Genomic DNA, 22397 nt, shown 5'->3' on the forward strand with positions numbered 1-22397 from the left:
TCTGACTGATACAAATTTTGTGCTATCTAGATTTAGCTGTTAGCTCAGTTGCTGCTGGTATGAATGAATAGGCAGTTGGCTTGCTCTTTCTTATCCAATTGGTCGAAGGTTGAATCCTTCACGGCCCACCACTTTCTGTTTCGATCGATTACCGCAATAATCCATTTCCTTGTTTCAATCGTTTACTTCAATAATCTACTTATATATTCAATTTTTACAGCGTTCGTATAACGTGACGATTATGAGATAGGTCGTTAGCTCAGTTGCTGATGGTATCGATGAATAGGCAGTTGGCTTGCTCTTTCTTATCTAATTGGTCGAAGGTTCGAATCCTTCACAGCCCACCACTTTCTGTTTCAATCGATTTTCGCAATAATCTACTGCAAAAACTTACTCGTTTTATCTATTCTATTTTTAAAATTGAAAATGCCAAATATGCTTCCAAAACGGTTGTTCGTTTTATGAGCACGGTTCTTGTCATGTATATTACTCGATAATGTGTATGCAGCATTTATGTAATAGATAAAACTGGTGAAGCCTGCTATCTCAGTCTCTATCTGCATATCGGTTATTTTAAGGAAGCATCTCGCCTAATGGTTTTTATTCTCCATCCCATTCTAGGCAGAAATATTGGCAGGTAATCATTCTAACGAAATTTTTAAGTTGTATACCGACTCAAGACTGTTGGTAAAGTTGGACAGAGTAAACTGGCAAAGACTCAATAAAATAGTTCAGAGTTTTAATTAATGAGATGACAAAATTGTTACACATTTCTTGCAGTGCAATAAAAATCTAAACTAATAAGTGTAAGGTATTGTTTTAAATGCATAAGGTGTTCGCTTGTAAAGTCTCTTCTAGATATCCCCCTATTTATCTTTCAGCAAAACCTCAAATTTCATTAATGATTTATCCCCCCAAAAACGGTACTAATTAACACTTTGGATAATTCTTTACTAATATTAGCGGCGTTGAATGGGAATGTGATTAATTTGTAAAGGTCGTTCTACCTTTGTCTGATAGACCTATTGCTAATGTTGACTTGTTGTTAAGTCGGTCATATTTCGTAAGGAAAATAAAAAATATGGGAGAAAGGGAATGAAACAAGCAAAACTAAGCGTTCTTTGCGCAGCAGCAATTGCGACAATGAGCGTCAGTGCATATGCAGAGACAGATTTTAAGTTCGGTGGTTATGTAAAAGCTGATGTTATGTTTAGTGACTACAGTAATGGCGCACCTGATTCTGGGAACCTATCTCGTCAGTTTTATGTACCAGGGACTATTTATGGTGACTCAAGCAGAGGCAACCAAGTCGTCGACTTTCATGCAAGAGAGTCACGCTTTAACTTTAAATCGTCTACTGATATTGATGGTCATAAGCTGGTCGGCTTTATTGAACTTGATTTTATGACTCATAGCGACGGTAACGAGCGAGTATCAAACAGTTACTCTCCTCGTATTCGTCAAGCTTTTCTCAGCTTTGACAATTGGGCCGCTGGCCAAATGTGGACCACCTTCCAAAACCCAGGTGCTTTGCCTGAAAACTTAGACTTTGTTGGTGCAGCTGAAGGTACGCCGTTCGTGCGTCAAACCATGGTTCGCTACACCAATGGTGGTTTTCAGTTCTCTGCTGAGAATCCAGAAACGACGTTAAACGGCTATCGTGATCCAACGGGTGCCCGTATTACTAGTGGCAGCGGCATGGTGCCTGATTTTGTTGCGCGCTACAACATGAAAACAGAAGGTGGAGCAGCCTTTACCTTTGCAGGGCTAGCACGACAGCTTAATATTGAAAAAGATGATCTAGATTCATCTGAGTTTGGTTATGGTTTGAGCTTTACCGGTGTTATTCCTGTTGGACAAGATGATATTAAAATGTCAGCGACCTATGGTGAAGGCTTAGGGCGTTATATGGCACTTAACTATGCTAATGCCGGTGTGTTGGACGCTAATGGTGATATAAATGCTATAAGCTCATACGGTGGCTACATCTCTTACCGTCACTGGTGGAATGATAAATGGCGTACCAGTATCACAGGTTCTGGCTTCAAAGCTGATAACGAAATCAATTTAATCGGTAATAACGTCAACAAAGATTCATACTCAGGATACCTCAACCTATTGTATTCACCTGTGAAGCCACTAACAGTGGGCGTTGAGTATATGTACGCTAAGAATACTAAAGAAAATGGTTTTGATGGCGAGTTAAGTCGAGTCATCTTCTCAATGAAATATGTGCTTTAGTCGATGGGGTAGATAGATAACTAGATAAAATGTTACCCACAAAAAAGGAGGCGATAGCCTCCTTTTTTTGTTTAAAGCGCTTAACTTATGCCGCTGGCATTAACTCGTTGTCTCGCACATACAGTTCAAACTCAGTACAGCCACCAACATGGTCTTTGTCGACAAAGATCTGTGGAACTGTTTCAACTGGCTTACCGACTGTTTTTTCTAGATCGGCTTTGCTGATCCCTTCAGCGTGAATATCAACATATTTAAATTTGAAATCATCACGCTTTTCAGTAAGTTGCTCAGCAACTTGAACTGCTCGAACACAATAAGGACAACCTGGACGACCGAAAATAACAACAAACATAATAATTCCTCTAAAATAGCTTGAGCACTTTATAACATAGCCAGGAGATTAGTTCTAATCGATATTTAAACTCGGTTTAATCGCATTACTGATTTCTATTCTAATTCAGAAGGTTGTGTTTGATAGCGGCCATGGTAATCAAAGATAGACTCCAGCAGATCCCAACCTTTTTTACCTTTTTTCAGCAACAATAAGTCGGGCTTTCTAAAACAGGACTCATCTGCAGCTAGTTCTTGTGCCGAGCTATATTTCTTATGCTTCATCCCAGGCGTCTTGCTGTGGGGGAAAATAAACAGTGCAAAGACGGCTCTTATCTGTGCGGGCGTTTGCATCTTGAAGTAACGACAAAAATCATTGCCCTCGATATCGATATAACGCACTACTAAACGCTCCTTTTCAGGCTCGAGCAACATGGTTTGACATTTGAACAAGTGATGATGTTTCTGTTGTAATACCTCTTTGAGCCTCTTATCAGGATCAACCAATACAGCCTGACAATGGCCACATATCTTGGCGGCAATATCGTTCTCTTCGCCGCAATTAGGGCAAGACTTGGAACGAAAGCGAAAATCGCACTGTTGTTTGCCCTTAGCCGTTTCAATCAAAGCTTGGCAACGTCTACCAAAATGCTCAATGATATCGCCATCATCATCGGTTAAGCCCCAAAATATATTGGCAAAATCACACACAGGGCAGTGAACTTGCACCGGCTTACATTTACTGTTGGGTTTAGGTTGACCGACTTCAGGATAGAATAAGTCATAGCCGTTGGCTGCATAATCAATAATCAGGCATTCGGTTTTGTCTTTGTCGATCCTTAAGCCGCGGCCAACCATCTGCTGGAAAAGGCTTACCGATGCGGTTGGACGCATAATCGCAATAAGATCAACATGGGGTGCATCAAAGCCAGTAGTTAATACGGCAACATTGACTAAAAATTTGATCTGCTTGGCTTTAAAAGCGCTGATGATCAGGTCTCGGTCTTCTCGTGATGTCTTAGCGGTGACCAGTGCTGGGTTATATCCCGCAAGCTTAGCCATTATCTCTTCTGCGTGTTTTACCGTAGCGGCAAAGATAATCACCCCTTGACGATGTTTTGCTAGTTCAATGAGTTGTTTAACAATGGCCGTGGTGGCGCGGCCACAATGATTGAGTATGGAGTTTACTTCTGACTCGTTATATTCGCCTGTCGGCGATGAGGTTAGTTCACTAAAATCATATTGGGCGCTCAAGCCATCAAACATCTTAGGCTGACTCAAGAACCCCTGCTTAATTAAAGGGCGCATCGGCAGTTCGAAAATGCACTTTTCAAATACAGGTTTATCAGTATTACCTATTTTTCCATGATAGTGATGGCGATAGATCCACCCTAAATCTAATCGATATGGGGTGGCGGTTAATCCTAGTAGCCTTAAACGCTGGTTCTTGGACCTTAAATGGCTTAATAGTTGTTGATACTGACTGTCTTTATCAGGACTTACGCGGTGGCATTCATCGATAATCACCAGGCTGTAGGGCTCGTCAAATTGAGTCGGGCGCTTAACCGCTGACTGAATACTGGCAACCACTGTCTTGCCAGCCGTTGATTTTTGATTTAACCCAGCAGAATAGATGGACGCTTTATCGGTGAGTAAGCCGACTTTTTCGGCATTTTGCGCCACCAGTTCTTTTACGTGGGTGAGCACAAGTACGCGGCCTTTAGCTATTCTGGCAAGCTCTGCTATGACAATGCTTTTACCCGCGCCAGTAGGCAAGACAAGCACCGCGGAGTCGGCACTGGATTTAAAATGGCTGATGGCCGCATCGACCGATTGTTGCTGATAATCTCTAAGTTGCACGAGTTAGTTTCCGTTTGGCATGCCATTGGAGCAGAGCGGATAGCGAAATGATCACACAAATATGCAGTGACGATAAGTAAAATTTTGGCCTGTTTATTAAAGTCATAAGAAAAAGCCCCTCAGTGAGGGGCTAGGGAAGGTAAAACGGCTATAAGTGCTTAAGCATTACTCGCTGCGGTTAAGTCGTGACTCAATGAGAGTGTCAATCACTGCAGGATCGGCAAGAGTTGAAGAGTCACCTAAGTTGGTTACTTCATTTGCGGCAATCTTACGCAAGAAACGACGCATGATCTTGCCCGAACGTGTCTTAGGTAGACCACCTGCAAATTGGATTAAATCGGGTGTGGCCAATGCACCAATCTCTTTTCTAACCCACTGTCTAAGTTCCTGTCGCAGCTCTTCTGTTTCTACAGTGCTTCGAGTGAGCGTTACGTATGCATAGATCCCTTGGCCCTTAATGTCATGTGGATAACCCACTACAGCGGCCTCAGCGACATGTTCATGAGCCACTAGCGCACTTTCAACTTCAGCAGTGCCGAGTCTATGACCTGATACGTTAATAACATCATCGACACGGCCAGTGATCCAGTAATAACCGTCTTCATCGCGTTTTGCACCGTCGCCAGTAAAGTACATGCCTCTAAAGGTTTTAAAGTATGTCAGCACAAAGCGTTCATGATCGCCAAATACGGTGCGCATCTGTCCTGGCCATGAATCTAGAATAACCAGATTACCTTCATTCGCGCCTTCAACTATATTGCCCATGTTGTCAACGAGTGCGGGCTGGACGCCAAAGAAGGGACGGGTAGCAGAGCCAGGCTTGGTGTCAGTAGCACCTGGCAGTGGGCTAATCAAAATACCGCCAGTTTCAGTTTGCCACCAGGTGTCAACAATAGGGCAGTTCTCATGACCAATAACATCGTTGTACCAGCGCCATGCTTCTGGGTTAATCGGTTCACCGACTGAGCCCATAATGCGCAATGAACTGCCATCAAAGTTATCGAACTGCTCTTTGCCTTCGGCCATTAGCGCGCGAATGAGCGTCGGGGCGGTATAAAGGATATTAACCTTATGTCTGTCAACTATCTCACCGAGTCGTGCTGGTGTCGGATAATTTGGCACACCTTCGTGGATTAATACGGTTGCACCATTGGCGAGTGGACCATACACCATATAGGAGTGCCCCGTGATCCAACCGACATCGGCAGTACACCAATATACTTCGCCGTCTTTATAATCGAATACATACTCGTGGGTCATCGCCGCGTATACCATGTAACCACCGGTGGTGTGTAACACACCTTTCGGGTTACCGGTTGAACCTGAGGTATACAGTAAAAACAGTGGGTCTTCTGCACCCATCTCTTCCGGAACACAATACTCTGATGCAGTATCCATCAAAGAGTTCCAGCAGATATCACGACCTTCAACCCAGTTGATGTCGCCGCCAGTGCGCTTCATTACAATGACTTTTTCAACGCAATCGACGTCAGGATGAGCGAGTGCCTCATCGATATTGGCTTTGAGAGGAATAATACGACCCGCTCGTAGACCTTCATCGGCGGTGATCACCACTTTAGAATTACCATCAATAACGCGAGATGCGATTGAATCAGGTGAGAAGCCACCAAATACCACAGAGTGAATGGCACCAATACGGGCGCAGGCAAGCATGGCTACGGCAGCTTCTGGCACCATAGGCATATATATTGTGACGACATCGCCGCGTCGTACCCCTTGGCTGCGAAGGGCATTGGCAAATTTACATACATCTTTGTGTAATTCACCATAAGTGATAGTGCGTTGATCTTTAGCATCATCGCCTTCCCAGATAATAGCGACCTTATCGGCGTTAGTTTCTAAATGTCTGTCTAGACAGTTAGCTGATGCGTTTAACGTGCCATCATAAAACCATTTGATAAATAAGTTATGGTCATCGAACGAAGTCTTCTTTACCTTAGTGAAGGGCTTTATCCAATCGATACGGTTGCCGTGTTCTCTCCAGAAACCTTCAGGATTTACAATCGACTCCTGATACATTTTTTTATATTGTTCGTCATTTACAAGTGCGTTTTCAGCGATTTCACTTGGAACTTTGTAGAGAGACTGCATGCTCATTGGGCTTCCCTTATCTAATAGTGCGTGAGAAGAGTATGAATTGTGTAAGGGCTATATCTCTATTAGACCTTGGTCTAGTAAAAAAATATCCTTATTTTTTAAATGGTTGTAAATTAATTTTGGCTAGATTTCATTTGTTTTTTACCGCAAAATAGGGAAAAAAAGAGAATCCTATGAATTTGACTGTGCTTGTTGGCACCATTGCCATTATTTATGTCTGTCTATTGTTCCTCATCGCATGGGGCGCAGAGCGCTGGTTTAGCCGCATTACCAAGCGTATTCAAGCGTGGATCTATGGTTTAAGCCTTGCTGTGTATTGCTCCTCTTGGAGTTTTTTAGGCACGGTCGGGCAATCTGCCGATGACTTATGGTCATTTCTGCCAATCTTTATCGGGCCTATTCTTATTTTTACCGTTGGATTTGGTCTGCTTAGAAAAATGGTGATTGTGTCTAAGGCGCAAAATATTACCTCTGTCGCCGACTTTATTGCGGCAAGATACGGTAAGTCACAGCTACTAGCGGCAATTGTGACCCTAATCGCCCTGTTTGGCATCATGCCCTACATTGCGCTGCAACTTAAGGCGATGGTCTTTAGCTTGAACCTTTTTCAACCTGAAGGGGCGTTGTTTGATGGCGCTAAAGTATCGTTAGTCATTACTGGCATATTAGCTGTTTTCGCCATCTTATTTGGTACTCGTAAACTGGATGCAACCGAGCATAACCCTGGCATGATCCTCGCGATAGCATTCGAGTCGTTGGTTAAGTTAGGGGCTTTCTTATTGGTTGGCGCTGTGATCAGTTTTGGTGTTTTTGATGGCTTTGGCGATATCTGGCAGCAAGCGAATGCGCGGGATTTGATCGGTAAACCCAATTTGCGCATTGAATCTCTAATGCCTGAGTTACTGGTGGGAATGGCGGCCTTTTTATGCATGCCAAGACAGTTCCATGTGATGATGGTTGAGTGTAGTAATGAACAAACCATGGTTAAAGCGCGGTGGATGTTTCCGCTCTATTTGTTGTTGTTTGGTCTATTTGTTGCGCCGTTAGCGTTAGCCGGAAAGCTATTGTTGGGTGATGCCGTTGCTGCGGATACTTATGTGATTAACCTTCCCCTAGCGCTTGATAAACCTTGGCTTGCCGTTGTGGCACTGCTTGGCACTTTATCAGCGGCGACAGGCATGGTGATTGTCGCGGTTGTGACGATTAGCGTCATGGTGAGTAATGAGTGGCTGGTGCCATTAATGCTGCGTACCGGGCAGATAAAAGCTCGAAACTTCAGCCAGTTCTCGCAATTATTACTCAATGCTCGCCGATTGGCGATCATGCTTATTTTAGCGTTGGGCTATTTTAGTTATCTGTCGTTTATGGATAACGACTCTTTATCCTCTCTAGGTATGTTGTCTTTCGGTGCATTCGCGCAGCTGGCACCCGCGTTAATCGGTGGTATGTATTGGAAAAACGGTAATCGAAGTGGCGTGTTCTTGGGACTCGCGGTCGGGTTTGGTTGTTGGTGTTATATCCTGCTGCAAGGTGTGGCTCAATCACCTGGACTTGTTATAACCGATTTTGCCTTACTCGATTCGATTAAACCTAATGTTCGCGATATTCTCATCGCCTTGCTAGCGAACTGTGCTTGTTATGTACTTGGTTCTGTATGGTTTCGTGCCGGTGTTGTTGAACGAATGCAAGCTAGCGCTTTTGTCACTCCAGGGCAGTTAAAGAAGTCCACAAACCGCAAGAGTGCGGCGGTTTCACAGCAAGATTTACTCATCCTAGCGAGTCGTTTTGTGAGTCCAACCCGAGCATATGAGAGCTTCTCTGGTTTTTCTGAAGATGCAGTAAAGAGCGATAGTTGGCATAAAGTCGCCCCGCCTGAATTGATTGAACACACAGAACATATGCTCTCGGGAGTGCTTGGCGCCTCTAGTGCGTCATTGGTGATGGATTCGGTGTTACAAGGTCGAGACTTGGCGTTAGATGAAGTGTTTAGCCTTGTGGATGAGGCGTCTTCAAAAATCATTTTGAGCCAAGATGTGCTGCGCGGCGCGATTGAGCACGCATATGAAGGTATGAGCGTGGTGGATAAAGATCTGAATCTTGTGGCTTGGAATTTTAAATATGCTGAGCTTTATCAGTATCCAGATAATTTTTTGAAGGCTGGTATGCCCATTAGCGATGTCATCCATTTCAATGCAAAACGCGGCTATTGCGGCCTAGGTGATATTGATGAACAAGTTGACAAGCGGGTGCAGCATATGCGAGATGGCTCTCAACATGTGTCTGAGCGACAACGTAAAGATGGTAAGGTTATAAAGATCCAAGGTAATCCTATGCCTGGTGGCGGCTTTGTTATGACGTTTACCGACATTACTCAATATCGTTTGCAAGCCAAAGCGTTGCAAGAGTCGAATGAGACACTAGAAGCCAGAGTCAAAGAGCGTACTTTTGAGCTATCGATGCTGAACAGTAAGCTGCTGGAGTCGAAGGCGCAAGAGGAGATGGCCAATGCCTCAAAGAGTCAGTTTCTAGCCGCAGTAGGGCATGATTTGATGCAGCCATTAAATGCTGCTCGATTATTTACGGCATCACTCTCGCAGTATCCAAATTTGGATTTAGAAGCTAAAACAACATTAAGTCATGTTAATAGCTCCCTTAAAATTGCAGGAGAACTGCTGACTGACTTACTGGATATCTCTAAATTGGACTCTGGCATGGTAGATGTCAATCGCCGAGATTTTGCTATTGCGGACTTACTCGATGGTTTAACGGTAGAGTTTCAGGCAATGGCTAAAGACTGCTCAATAAGGTTTAGTTCAATCCCCTGTTCAGCAACCATTAACTCAGATCCGAGTTTGCTCAGGCGAGTACTGCAAAACTTCCTAACCAATGCTTATCGCTACGCTAAGGGTAATCGTGTGCTGTTGGGTTGCCGTTACCACAAGACAGAGCTTGAGATCCAGGTACTGGATACCGGTTGCGGTATTGATGAGAGTGACACACTGGAGATTTTTAAAGAGTTTAAGCGACTCGATAATCCACAAAGTAAAAGTGTCAGTGGCTTAGGTTTAGGCCTCGCCATTGCCGATAGAATAAGCCGTGTTTTAGAGCATAAAATTAGTGTGACTTCAATTTTAGGTCAAGGCTCTGTGTTCTCCATTAGAGTACCACTTGGCGTAAAAGTAACCGCGCCCACACCAAAGAAAATACCGTCGTTATTGCAACCATTAGCGGGTATCAAGGTTTTGTGTATTGATAATGAAGAGGCGATTTTAGCAGGGCTTGAGAGTTTATTGACTCGCTGGCAATGTGAGGTCATTTGCGCCAGTGATTTTGCCGACGCTCGCATTAAATTAGGCCTAAAAGGCGTGGCTCCTGATATCGTACTGGCTGATTATCACTTAGATAACAATCAAAATGGTGTCGATGCAATGGATGGCGTCCGTAGTCTTTATGGTGAGCATCTGCCGGGTATTTTGATCACCGCCAATACGCGTAAAGATCTGATTGATGATGTACACGCCCGTGGCTATCACTATATGGCTAAAATGATCAAACCAGCCGCCCTAAGAGCGTTGATTTCAAGTCTGGTTAGTAAAGGCTAGTTATCTAGCGATGAAAAACGGCACACCGACTAAGTGTGTCGTTTCCATCATAATAGGCTAGTTACTCAATTTTGACGGGGGTTAGGCCTTTATCTCTAGAATCGACCGCACTTTCTACATCGAATCCGCCAGCCTTCCAGTTTTTTGCCTCTTGAGCATCAAAAGATTGGCTTTTCCAACTACTAGCATTGGTTAGATCAAAGCCTTGCTTTGACCAGTTTTGAGATTGCTCAGGGTTAAATCCGCTACCTTTCCACGCTTGCGCTTTTTCAGCATTAAAACCAATCTCTTTCCATGCTGCAATGTCACGCTCTGACATACCTTTCCAGGTGGCAGGCGCTGAAGCACAGGCACTGAGGGTGAAAATGATAATCGCTAAACAGAGTTTTTTCATATCACAGTCCTTCATGTTAATCGTTAATTAATCTGCCGAACCTGCAGAGATCATTCCCTGAAAACCCATCGACAATAAATTTGCACAACTTGTTATCTATACCGTTCGACATTGACGTGCTTGGGGAAAGCACTGCACTGTGGATTAATCACTACTCTATGAGGAAGGGTATAAAACATTCACTATTGAAGATAGTCGCTGAAATATCACTCGACAAGTTATAGCAATAGCATTAAGTCTTCAGTCAATTCGGAATCGCTCAAAATTTTCAATTCAAACTGGATAAACAGCCTTTACCCCCAAAGCGGTGTTCGGCTTGTTTGACTCTTCTTGCTCAAGAAGAGTCTTAGCATTAAGACTACTTGACCAGAATATAAAGGTGGATATACTGAACGCCGTGTAAAATATATAAAACATAGAAGTGATCGATTAATCAAAAGGAAATTGTTATGTCAGAACCGCGCTGCAACTCCTACTACAACGCCACCATTACTGATGAAACAGATTACCCCGAACTTGAGGGAGAAATTCGCGTCGACGTAGTGATTGTTGGGGGTGGTTTTACTGGCGTCGCGACGGCTGTGGAACTATGTGAAAAAGGCTATAAAGTTGCCATTGTTGAAGCGAATAAGATCGGTTGGGGGGCAACAGGGCGCAATGGTGGGCAGGTGACAGGAAGTTTGTCTGGCGATGCTGCTATGACCAAACAGCTTAAGAATAAATTGGGTGCTGCAGCTGAACAGTTCGTATGGAATATGCGTTGGCGTGGGCATGAGATTATTAAGGCCCGAGTTAAAAAATATGCTATTGAGTGCGATCTTAAATTTGGACACATACATACCGCTTACAAAGCTAGCCACATAGGTGAGCTGCAGAAGACTTTTGATGAAGGCTGCAGTCGTGGAATGGAAAGCGAGCTAGCGCTGCTATCAAAAGCTGAGCTGCCCGAATACATTAATACGCCTTTGTATCATGGGGGCCTGCTTAATAAACGTAATATGCACCTTCATTCTGTCAATCTTTGTATTGGCGAAGCTAGAGCTGCTGAAAGTATGGGGGCGCTAATTTTTGAAGGTTCAGCTGTACTGAATATTGATGATGGTGTGGTTGCGACAGTGACAACAGCAAAAGGTAAGATCAGCGCCAATAGTGTAGTGCTGGCAGGTAATGCTTACCATAAACTGGCGCGAAAAAAGCTCAGAGGTATGCTGTTTCCTGCATCGCTAGGTAATTGCACTACCGCACCATTGACGCCAGAGCAGGCTCAAAACCTTATTCCCAAAGACGTTGCTGTCTATGATACTCGCTTCGTGTTGGATTATTACCGTTTAACCGCTGATAACCGTTTGATGTTCGGTGGTGGCACTAATTACTCTGGCCGTGATTCAAAGGATGTTGCCAAGGCATTGAGACCCGCTATTGAACGCACATTCCCTCAGTTAAAAGGGATAGAAATAGAATACCAGTGGACGGGGATGGCAGGGATAGTGCTAAATCGTATTCCTCAGCTTGGCAAAGCATCGGCTAATGTTTTTTATTGCCAAGGTTACTCTGGCCATGGTGTGGCGACGTCTCATATTATGGGCGAAATTATGGCCAGTGCTGTAGTTGGAGAGCTACAAGAGTTTAGTTTATTTGCTGAGATGTCACATCTGCGGATCCCGCTGAATGAGTGGTTTGGAAACCAGGCGCTAGCGTTAGGAATGATGTATTACAAAGTGTTGGAGAACTTTAGATAATAAAGCTTGGTATTAATCTATTCGAGGGAGTTTGAAGTGGTAATAAGGCTGGTTACCATTTGCTTTTATTGAGTTATTCCAAATGGGCGCCGGCATATTTAAATCATAAAAAACCGCAATTAATTGCGGTTTTTTATTAACAATGTTTAGCAGGCTAGAGGTCGATTTTTTCCATCTCTAGCTGCTGTAAAGCGATAACGGCTTGAGTTCGATTTCGCACGCCGAGTTTTCTGAATATTGCCGTGGCATGGGCTTTAATTGTTGCCTCTGAAACACCTAAATCATAGGCTATCTGCTTATTAAGCAAACCTTCGGCAAACATCTGCAGCACCTTGTACTGCTGCGGCGTGAGATCGGATAGTTTACTGGCGACTTGATCGGTACCGTCTGCACTTATCTCCAATAACTCAACACCATCAGGCAACCAAACATCACCGAACAGAACAGCTTCGAGTGCTGCTGCAAGGGTTTCCATTGACGAAGATTTAGGCATAAACCCTGAGCTTCCATAATGGATTGCGCGGCTAATGGTTGTATTATCTTCATGAGCGGAGATCACAACCACAGGCAGTTCTTGGTAGTGGGTTCGAAGATGGATCAACGTAGAATAACCGTGAGAACCCGGCATCTGTAGATCGAGCAGTACGACATCATATTCAATGTCTTTATTGTCTAATAATTTCTGCAGCGCATCAGCGCTATCAGCTTCAAACCATTGGGTATTGATAAATGCAGACGACAAAGCGTGTCTTAGTGCATTCCTAAATAAAGGGTGGTCATCGGCGATAATAATATTTAAATTTTCAGGCTTCATGGCTTTATAGGGTAATTTTTGTTGCGCGTGAAGGTAGTTCAATGTAACAGATAAATGATAAGGGGTTCTATGAGTTTATCAGCGAAAGGTTATAATTTCGTGAAATTCGCTACAGAGTTAGACTTTGGTCTAAAGGTTTAGCAAGCGATTAGTAGCTCTGCTTTATCGCTGAAAAGAAACAATGAGGATTATGCTGCTAATCCTCAACGCACGGCTATTCTTGAGTCCAAACCGTGGTGGGTTTTCTGTCATCATCAACGGCGACAAAGGTAAACACACCGCGTATGGCATGTTCGCGATGATCTCTATACATGTCTTCAACGAAGATGTTCACCTCCACTTTGATTGAGGTGTTACCCACATGGATCACGCGAGCGATGATTTCAGCTAGTGAACCCGCAGGAATGGCTTTATTGAAATCGATTCTATCTGAGCTTACCGTGACGAGTGCTTTTCGACAAAAACGGGTGGCTGCGATAAAAGCAGTTTCATCCATCCAAGCCAATGCTTCGCCACCAAACAGGGTGTTGTGATGGTTGGTTATAGATGGAAATACAGCTTTGATCACACGAGCTTCAGATTGCTCAACTCTAAGTGACATGGCTTCATTAAATTGAGTCGGTGTGTTTGTTAAGGGCATACGGCAACCTAAGGTTATGCATTGTAGGCGCGCGATTATAGTCGTTTGTTAGCGCTCAAAACAGCTAATTCATACATATGTTTAAATGTATTAGAGGCCACTAGAGCAATATAGATAATCAAGCAGCACACCAATCGCTGTAAGTGATTTTTACTAGCTTTACAATCGCATTAATTTTCAATACGTTGATGATGTTTTATTTGAATGAAATTTATAGAGTTAATGGCGATTCGGACTATTTGTATCGCTATACAGAGGTAAAAGGAAAAACTTAATGTACCAGATAGAGCGTAAAGATAAGCTATCACAGCAGGAACAAAATACTATTTGGGATGGTATAGAAGCTTTTAGCCAAACTAAAGTTCCCGCAACAGGACGGCAAGAATTAGCATTTGTACTGCGAGATCGTGAAGGATTACTAATCGGAGGTGTTATAGGGAACTATGAAAATTCTGGTTGGTTATGGATCGACTCTCTATGGGTATCGGCCGATCTGCGTGGTCAAGGATATGGTATCCGTTTACTAGATAAGATTGAGACTGAAGCTCGACTTCATGGCTGTGAACATTCGCATTTAACCAGTTTTAGCTATCAAGCTGTAGATTTCTATAAACGACAAGGCTACCGCGTTTTTGGTGAACTTGAGGACTACCTTCCAGGCCATAGTCGCTGCTGGTTAAGAAAAAACTTAGTTTGAGACTCTCATTGATTTGGTAATTGCTAGTGTTAGCCCGATAGAAGATAGAGTCAGTAGCATAAAATGGCTAAAGATATAAAAAACGCAGTCACTTTGCGAGGTGACTGCGTTTTTAAGGATCTAAATTTGACTCGAGTAAGATTATTTTTTCAATAACTCGATTCTTGCGCGAGATGCTTTGGCTAGATCGCGCAGTAATATTTCTGAGTCTGCCCAGTTAAGACATGCATCGGTAATACTTTTACCGTAGATGAGTGCTTCACCTGGCACGACTTTCTGATTGCCTTCCTCAATAAAGCTTTCTGCCATAATGCCAGCAATTGCGGTTGAGCCTTGGCTCATCTGCTGCATGATAGAGTCGGCAACACTTAGCTGTTGTTTGTGTTTTTTCTGGCTATTACCGTGGCTAAAATCAACTACCATACGTTGAGTTACCCCCACGCTATTAAGTTGTTCTACGGCTTTTTCGATATCTGCACTATGGTAATTAGGCTGCTTACCACCACGTAAAATGATGTGGCCAAATGGGTTACCATGGGTACGATAAACGGCCATTGCACCGTCTTTATCGGGTGAATAAAAGATATGTGGTGCTTGTGCTGCTCGCACTGCATCGACGGCAATATCGATATTGCCATCAGTACCATTTTTAAAACCAACAGGGCATGACAGTGCAGAGGCCATTTCGCGATGAACTTGGCTTTCAGTGGTACGTGCGCCAATAGCGCCCCACGTAATCAAGTCGGCAATATACTGACCATTGACCATATCAAGAAATTCGGTCGCGATAGGTAACTTAAGTTCAGTGATCTGCTGTAACAAGTGGCGTGCTTTACGTAAGCCTTTATTAGGGCTAAAACTACCATCCAAATCTGGATCTGAAATAAGGCCTTTCCAACCAACAGTAGTCCGAGGCTTTTCAAAGTAGACGCGCATTAGAATGCACAGGTCATCTTGATATTGGTGGTGCAATGTGGCCAAACGCTTAGCGTACTCAAGTGCAGCTTCAGTATCGTGTATAGAACAAGGGCCGATAATGACAAGTAAACGTTGATCGTCGCCATTGATAATAGCTTCAACTTCACGTCGCTGCTGCACTAAGTAGTCGGCAGCATCTTGGGTTAAAGGGTATTCAGAAGCGAGTTGTGCAGGTGAAATCACCTTACATAAAAGGGAGGTACGTAGTTCGTCTGTTTTAATGGTCATTCACAATACCGAGCGTTCGTATGGGCTGTTTGCCTGATTACCTCGGATTATAACTAATCGTAGCGCTATGCACAGTGGCAAATCATGGAAATTTGCCGTTTCATTGTAACTATTTGATTTATGTTAAAGGCTTTTACGCTAAAAAGCCTTTAAATAGGGGATGGACATTTAAAACATATGGCGTTCTAAACTGGTGGCTTCGAGGATTTTGGTTGAAATCTCTTCAACTGAATGATTGGTCGTGTTTACGAAAGGGATCCGCTCTCTTTTGTACATCATCTCTACCTCTTTCACTTCCAATCGACATTGACGCAGTGAGGAGTAACGACTGTCCGACATGCGGCTTTGGCGGATCTCATGTAAACGAACGGGATCAATCGTTAGGCCGAATAATTTATCTTTGTTGCGCTTTAATGCATCCGGGAGCTTCAAATTGTCCATGTCATCCTCAGTAAAAGGATAGTTCGCTGCCTTTATACCAAACTGCATCGATAGATACAGGCTTGAGGGGGTTTTACCACAGCGAGACACACCCAGCAAAATGAGGTCAGCTTTATCCATATGCTTCATTGTTTGGCCGTCATCATTCTCCATTGCATAGTTAATCGCTTCAATTCGTGCTTCATAACTGTCATTGGTTTTACCATGGGTACGGTGTAAAGCTGGCGTTGCAGTTATGCCTAATTGTTTTTCCAGTGGTGCAACGAAGGTGTTCAAAAAGTCATAATCTAAACCTTCACTGCTATAGATGATGTTTCTAATCTCGGCTTTTACGATGGAATGGAAAACAAGAGGGCGCTCACCTGTTGTAATAAAACAATCATTAATTTGCGCCTTCACAGCCTCTGCTTTTTTTTCTGTTTCAACGAACGGAATTGTAAGTGCGTCAAATTCAAGGGGAAACTGTGACAAAACTGCATGACCAAACACTTCTGCAGTGATGGCTGTGCCATCAGAGATATAGAATACTTTACGTAACATTTTGACCTCTTGTAGTAATAAAATTACAAATAAAATTATACATTTACGCTTGTTGCCGTGGAGTGTAAAATGCCGATGCTCTCGTGTGAAGAGCCAAACTAAAATATACTTGCGGAGATTAGAACTGTGCAGCAATACGTACTCTGGTATCAAGAATTAGGCATGGGTGACGTCAACAAGGTAGGCGGCAAGAACGCCTCTCTTGGTGAGATGATTAGCAATCTTTCAAATGCAGGTGTTCAAGTGCCTGGTGGATTTGCGACAACGTCTTTCGCGTTCAATGAATTCCTTGAACAAAGCGGACTTAACCAGAAGATATACGAGATTCTAGACGTTCTAGATGTAGATGACGTGAACGCACTCGCTACAGCCGGTGCACAGATCAGACAGTGGGTTATCGATACTCCATTCCACCCAGAATTTGAGCAAGTGGTTCGTGACTCTTACGACAAGCTTGCTGCTGAAACAAGTGACGCATCTTTTGCGGTTCGTTCTTCAGCTACTGCAGAAGATATGCCGGATGCTTCTTTTGCAGGACAACAAGAAACATTCCTGAACGTTAAAGGTTATGAAGCTGTGCTAGTGGCAACTAAGCATGTATTTGCTTCTTTGTTTAACGACCGCGCGATTTCATACCGTGTTCACCAGGGATATGACCATAAAGGTGTTGCACTATCTGCAGGTGTTCAGCGCATGGTGCGTTCAGACACAGCATCTTCAGGTGTGATGTTCACTATGGATACTGAGTCTGGCAACAATGATGTGGTATTTATTACCTCTTCATTTGGCCTCGGCGAAATGGTTGTTCAAGGTGCTGTTAACCCAGATGAGTTTTATGTTCATAAGCCAAGTTTAGTTGCTGGCCATAAAGCGGTTGTTCGCCGTAATATCGGTAGCAAACTTATCCAGATGGTTTATTCAGACGATAAAGCTCATGGTAAGCAAGTAAAAATTGAAGATATCGCCGCTGATAAGCGCCGTGAATTCTCAATCAATGACGCAGAAGTACAAGAGCTTGCTAAGCAAGCAATGACAATCGAGAAGCACTACGGTCGTCCAATGGACATCGAGTGGGCAAAAGACGGTAGCGACGGTAAGTTGTATATTGTTCAAGCTCGCCCTGAAACTGTTCGTTCTCGTGAAGATGTACAGCTTATTGAGCGTTATCATCTTAAAACTAAAGGTGATGTCCTTTGTGAAGGTCGTTCAATCGGTCACAAAATTGGTAAAGGTGTTGCTAAAGTCCTGAAGTCAATTGACGATATGGACCAAATTAAGCCCGGTGATGTACTTGTTACTGACATGACAGACCCTGATTGGGAACCTATCATGAAGCGTGCAAGCGCTATTGTCACCAACCGTGGTGGCCGCACATGTCACGCTGCAATTATTGCACGTGAACTCGGTGTTCCAGCGGTTGTTGGTTGTGGCGATGTCACTGAACGTATTAAGAACGGTCAAGAAATTACAGTCTCTTGTGCTGAAGGTGATACTGGTTTCATCTATGACGGTCTGCAAGATTTCGAAGTGATTTCATCGCGTGTTGATTCAATGCCTGATCTTCCTATGAAGGTCATGATGAACGTGGGTAACCCTGACCGAGCATTTGATTTTGCTCGCCTTCCTAACGCAGGTGTTGGTCTGGCGCGTCTTGAGTTCATTATCAACCGTATGATTGGTATTCATCCAAAGGCACTACTTGAGTTCAATCAGCAAACGGCTGAGCTTCAAGAAGAGATCCACGAGATGATCGCCGGTTATGAGTCGCCAGTTGAGTACTATGTTGCTCGCTTGGTTGAAGGTATTGCCACTATCGCTTCAGCGTTCCACCCAAAGAAAGTGATTGTGCGTATGTCTGACTTTAAGTCAAACGAATACGCAAACCTTGTTGGTGGTGACCGTTATGAGCCAGAGGAAGAGAACCCAATGTTGGGCTTCCGTGGCGCTAGCCGTTATATCTCTGAATCGTTCCGTGACTGTTTCGCACTTGAGTGTGAAGCGATTAAACGTGTACGTAATGAGATGGGTCTTACCAACGTAGAGATCATGATCCCGTTTGTTCGTACCGTGAGCGAAGCTGCGCAAGTGATTGAGCTGCTGAAAGAGGAAGGTCTTGAGCGTGGTAAAGATGGTTTGCGCGTTATCATGATGTGTGAGCTGCCATCAAACGCACTGCTTGCTGACCAGTTCCTTGAGCACTTCGATGGTTTCTCTATTGGTTCAAACGACTTAACGCAACTGACTCTAGGTCTTGACCGAGATTCTGGCATTATCAGCCATCTATTCGATGAGCGTAATGACGCCGTTAAAGCACTACTTTCAATGGCGATTAAAGCCGCTAAAGCCAAAGGCGCTTACGTGGGTATTTGTGGTCAAGGTCCTTCAGATCACAATGATTTCGCAGCTTGGTTGGTTGAACAGGGCATTGATACGGTATCGCTAAACCCTGATACTGTTATCGATACTTGGTTATATTTGGCCAACGCGCATAACGAAGCTTAAATGCTAAAGTGCGCGGTTAAATCTGCGTGATTTAACATTTCGTTAAAAACATTCAAAAAGCCGCTATTTAGCGGCTTTTTTTTGTTTATACTAAGCCCATAATCTTAAGAATAATAATTGACAGAAGCTGCTATGTTACCGAAATTATCGCATCAACAAACGCTTGAACCCACCTACCTTTCTTTTTTAACGACGTTAGAAGAGGGAGCGTTTTCGGGTGACATCGATACCCGCTATAGTGCGCGTTTAGCCCAAGCGACCGATAACTCGGTATATCAGTTTTTGCCACAAGCGGTGATTTATCCTAAAACGGCTGAAGATGTGCAGGTCGCACTGCAGCTTGCTAATCAAGCTGAATTCGCCAAGGTTGTCTTTAGTGCGAGAGGCGGCGGTACTGGCACCAATGGTCAATCATTAACCCACGGTATCATTGTCGATATGTCGCGTTATATGAACCAAGTGCTCGAGGTTAATGCGGCCGAAGGGTGGGTAAAAGTCCAAGCTGGCGTAGTAAAAGACGCGCTAAACGATGCATTGCGCCCCCATGGTTTCTTCTTTAGTCCTGATCTGTCGACCTCCAATCGTGCCACACTAGGCGGCATGATCAATACCGATGCTTCTGGCGCAGGTTCCTTGGTATACGGTAAAACCTCTGATCATGTCCTTGGGCTCACTAGTGTTTTGTTTGATGGTAGTGAGCTGCGCACTAGGCCAGTCACTCTTGCAGAACTAGACGATGTAACAGCGGTTACCGATAATGTGTTAGGTCAGCAGCTGATCACCACTATTGCTCAAATGTGCAGAGACAATCGAGAGCAGGTTGAGCAACGCTTTCCAAAATTAAACCGCTTTTTGACCGGTTACGATCTTAAAAATGTATGGGATGACACGCTAGAGAATTTCGACCTGTCACGAATTTTGACGGGTTCTGAGGGTACGCTGGCGGTGATCACCGCAGCCAAATTAAATATTACCCCGCTACCGACGTGCCGAATGATGGTTAACATCAAGTATGATTCATTTTTATCCGCGCTGCGCCATGCCCCCGATTTAGTTAAAACCAATGCCACTGTGGTGGAAACGGTTGACTCAAAAGTGCTCAACTTGGCAAAAGAGGACATAATTTGGCATTCGGTGTCATCACTGATCACCGAGGTTCCAGGTAAAGAGATTGACGGTTTAAACATGGTTGAGTTTGCGGGTGAGCAAACCGATGTTGAAGCAAGACTGGCGAATCTTGAAGCCATGTTAACTGCGCAAATTGACAATAACGAAGCGGGGCTTTTGGGGTATCAGGTCACATCTGATCGAGCCAGTATTAATACCATCTATGGGATGCGCAAAAAAGCCGTTGGTCTATTGGGCGCCGCTAAAGGCACTCGTAAGCCGCTGGCATTTGCCGAAGACACCGCCGTACCTCCAGAAAAACTGGCTGATTTTATTATTGAATTTAGAGCTCTGCTCGATAGTCATCAGCTGCAGTACGGCATGTTTGGTCATGTTGATGCCGGTGTATTGCATGTGCGCCCAGCGTTAGATATGTGCGATGTAGAAGATGAGAAACTGCTAAGAACGATTTCTGATCAAGTGGCCGAATTAACGCTTAAGTATGGCGGCTTGATGTGGGGCGAGCATGGAAAAGGTGTACGTGGCGAATATGGCCCAGCGGTGTTTGGTGAGCATTTATATGGCTTGCTAGAGGACGTTAAAGGGCTATTTGATCCGCAAAATAAGCTTAATCCAGGTAAATTAGTGACACCCAAAAACAGTGGGCCGATGATTTACAATGTCGACAGTGTTAAGCGCGGCAGCTTTGATAGACAAATTCCTATCCAAACCCGAAATGCATTTCCTGATGTGATGAACTGTAATGGTAATGGCCTGTGTTTTAACTACAGCGCTTATTCGCCAATGTGTCCATCGTTTAAAGTGACTGGCGACCGAGTTCAATCCCCCAAGGGACGTGCTGGCCTTATGCGTGAATGGTTGCGTTTGCTTGAAGCGGAAGGAATCGATGTCAACGAGCTTGCACGCGCTAAGCCATTAGGTTGGCTGCAACGAGCGCAGAACACCTTAAAAATTGATAAAGAGTATGATTACTCACATGAAGTAATGGAATCACTTAAAGGTTGTTTAGCGTGTAAGGCATGCTCTAGTCAGTGCCCTGTTAAAGTGGATGTGCCCAAGTTTAGAGCCCAATTCTTTGATATCTATTATCAGCGTTATCTGCGCCCTGCAAAAGATTACTTGGTTGCAGGTATCGAAGACTCACTGCCGTTAATGGCTGCAGCGCCAAAACTGGTTAATGCGGTCTCACAAAATCGCTTAAGCAAATGGGTGATAAAGAAGTCAATTGGCTATGTCGATACGCCTGCTTTATCAGTGCCGACGTTAAAGCAGCGGCTTGAAGGACACGTGAGCCGTGGTTATGATTTAGCGGCACTGCAACAAATTTCAGAGTCAGAGCGCAAAAACTACGTCTTAGTGGTACAAGATCCCTTTAACAGCTTTTATGAAGCGGGGACGGTGCTACATTTCATACAGCTTATTGAAAAGTTAGGGCTAAAACCTGTGCTACTGCCGTTCAAACCCAATGGCAAACCTATCCATATTAAAGGCTTCTTGGACAAGTTTGCCCGGACTGCTAAGTCGACTGCCGATTTCTTAAATGAGATTGGTAAACTTAATATGCCCATGGTCGGTATTGACCCTGCCTTAGTGCTTTGCTATCGAGACGAATATCTTGAGGTACTCGGTGGCGCAAGAGGTAACTTCCATGTCCAGTTGGCTAATGAATGGTTATTGGATGTGCTTAAAACTGAGCCGACGTTAACGCAAGGCGAACATGCAGCTCAAGGGAGCGAGCACAGTCAACCCGAGTTCACCTGGTTTAGCCACTGCACAGAATCTACCACCAAGCCAAATACTGCAAATGAGTGGCAAGGTATTTTTGAATATTTTGGCGCCAAGCTTAATACTGTCAACCTAGGTTGTTGCGGTATGGCTGGGACTTATGGTCATGAAGCTGAAAACCTCGAGCGTTCAAAATCCTTGTATACTATGTCTTGGGAGCAAACGTTATCGGAGTTACCTCAATCGCAAATCTTGGTTTCAGGCTATTCTTGCAGAAGTCAGGTGAAGCGTTTTAGCGGTTTTAGGCCAAAACATCCGCTAGAAGCATTGTTAAATTTACTGTAACGACATCCAATATTAAAACTAGCATTAGCTAGTTTTTTTATACACTTACAAATGAGTCTACAGTTAAAAAGTGTG

Annotated in this window: 14 protein-coding genes; 6 read left to right on the top strand and 8 right to left on the bottom strand. The window is 43.9% G+C overall.

The features are described from left to right. Positions 1–1095 precede the first annotated feature (1095 nt). On the top strand, positions 1096–2241 hold the full coding sequence (locus L2755_RS04170) for a DcaP family trimeric outer membrane transporter (protein WP_248979490.1): 1146 nt from the start codon (positions 1096–1098) through the stop codon (positions 2239–2241). A gap of 85 nt (positions 2242–2326) precedes the next feature. Here L2755_RS04170 and L2755_RS04175 read toward each other — a convergent pair whose 3' ends face one another. From L2755_RS04175 to acs, 3 genes are all read right to left on the bottom strand, one after another. Further along, complete coding sequence (locus L2755_RS04175; RefSeq protein WP_248979491.1) at positions 2327–2593, bottom strand: GrxA family glutaredoxin; 267 nt, start codon at positions 2591–2593, stop codon at positions 2327–2329. 95 nt (positions 2594–2688) lie between these two features. Continuing rightward, complete coding sequence (radD, locus tag L2755_RS04180) at positions 2689–4431, bottom strand: DNA repair helicase RadD (RefSeq protein WP_248979492.1); 1743 nt, start codon at positions 4429–4431, stop codon at positions 2689–2691. Positions 4432–4596: 165 nt separating this feature from the next. Next, positions 4597–6549, bottom strand: a complete 1953-nt coding sequence (acs, locus tag L2755_RS04185) for an acetate--CoA ligase (protein ID WP_248979493.1) — start codon at positions 6547–6549, stop codon at positions 4597–4599. A gap of 173 nt (positions 6550–6722) precedes the next feature. Between acs and L2755_RS04190 the strand changes: the two genes are divergently transcribed. After that, positions 6723–10151 (top strand): PAS domain-containing hybrid sensor histidine kinase/response regulator, encoded by a 3429-nt coding sequence (locus L2755_RS04190; RefSeq protein WP_248979494.1) that lies wholly within the window; start codon positions 6723–6725, stop codon positions 10149–10151. 61 nt (positions 10152–10212) lie between these two features. Here the strand turns inward: L2755_RS04190 and L2755_RS04195 are convergent, their stop codons facing one another. Further along, positions 10213–10545: a hypothetical protein gene (locus L2755_RS04195; protein ID WP_248979495.1), complete on the bottom strand. Its 333-nt coding sequence runs from the start codon at positions 10543–10545 to the stop codon at positions 10213–10215. A 449-nt stretch (positions 10546–10994) separates the two neighbouring features. Here L2755_RS04195 and L2755_RS04200 point away from each other — a divergent pair, with 449 nt between their 5' ends. Then, entirely contained in the window at positions 10995–12284 is a 1290-nt protein-coding gene (locus L2755_RS04200) for an NAD(P)/FAD-dependent oxidoreductase (RefSeq protein ID WP_248979496.1), read from the top strand. A gap of 154 nt (positions 12285–12438) precedes the next feature. Here the strand turns inward: L2755_RS04200 and L2755_RS04205 are convergent, their stop codons facing one another. Both L2755_RS04205 and L2755_RS04210 read right to left on the bottom strand, forming a co-directional pair. Beyond that, positions 12439–13098, bottom strand: a complete 660-nt coding sequence (locus L2755_RS04205) for a response regulator transcription factor (protein ID WP_248979596.1) — start codon at positions 13096–13098, stop codon at positions 12439–12441. A gap of 214 nt (positions 13099–13312) precedes the next feature. Then, entirely contained in the window at positions 13313–13738 is a 426-nt protein-coding gene (locus L2755_RS04210; RefSeq protein WP_248979497.1) for an acyl-CoA thioesterase, read from the bottom strand. A gap of 274 nt (positions 13739–14012) precedes the next feature. Between L2755_RS04210 and L2755_RS04215 the strand changes: the two genes are divergently transcribed. Further along, entirely contained in the window at positions 14013–14435 is a 423-nt protein-coding gene (locus L2755_RS04215) for a GNAT family N-acetyltransferase (RefSeq protein ID WP_248979498.1), read from the top strand. Positions 14436–14576: 141 nt separating this feature from the next. Here L2755_RS04215 and L2755_RS04220 read toward each other — a convergent pair whose 3' ends face one another. Both L2755_RS04220 and ppsR read right to left on the bottom strand, forming a co-directional pair. Then, positions 14577–15641 carry a 3-deoxy-7-phosphoheptulonate synthase gene (locus tag L2755_RS04220; protein WP_248979499.1) on the bottom strand — a complete coding sequence of 355 codons (1065 nt, stop codon included), beginning with the start codon at positions 15639–15641 and terminating at the stop codon, positions 14577–14579. Positions 15642–15809: 168 nt separating this feature from the next. After that, complete coding sequence (gene ppsR / locus L2755_RS04225; protein ID WP_248979500.1) at positions 15810–16622, bottom strand: posphoenolpyruvate synthetase regulatory kinase/phosphorylase PpsR; 813 nt, start codon at positions 16620–16622, stop codon at positions 15810–15812. 126 nt (positions 16623–16748) lie between these two features. On the opposite strand from ppsR, the gene ppsA reads away from it, so the two are divergent. Continuing rightward, positions 16749–19124, top strand: a complete 2376-nt coding sequence (gene ppsA / locus L2755_RS04230) for a phosphoenolpyruvate synthase (protein WP_248979501.1) — start codon at positions 16749–16751, stop codon at positions 19122–19124. Positions 19125–19256: 132 nt separating this feature from the next. Then, positions 19257–22322: a D-2-hydroxyglutarate dehydrogenase YdiJ gene (gene ydiJ, locus L2755_RS04235; RefSeq protein ID WP_248979502.1), complete on the top strand. Its 3066-nt coding sequence runs from the start codon at positions 19257–19259 to the stop codon at positions 22320–22322. Positions 22323–22397 lie beyond the last annotated feature (75 nt).

The organism is Shewanella abyssi (genome assembly GCF_023284025.1).
Lineage (GTDB): Bacteria > Pseudomonadota > Gammaproteobacteria > Enterobacterales > Shewanellaceae > Shewanella > Shewanella abyssi.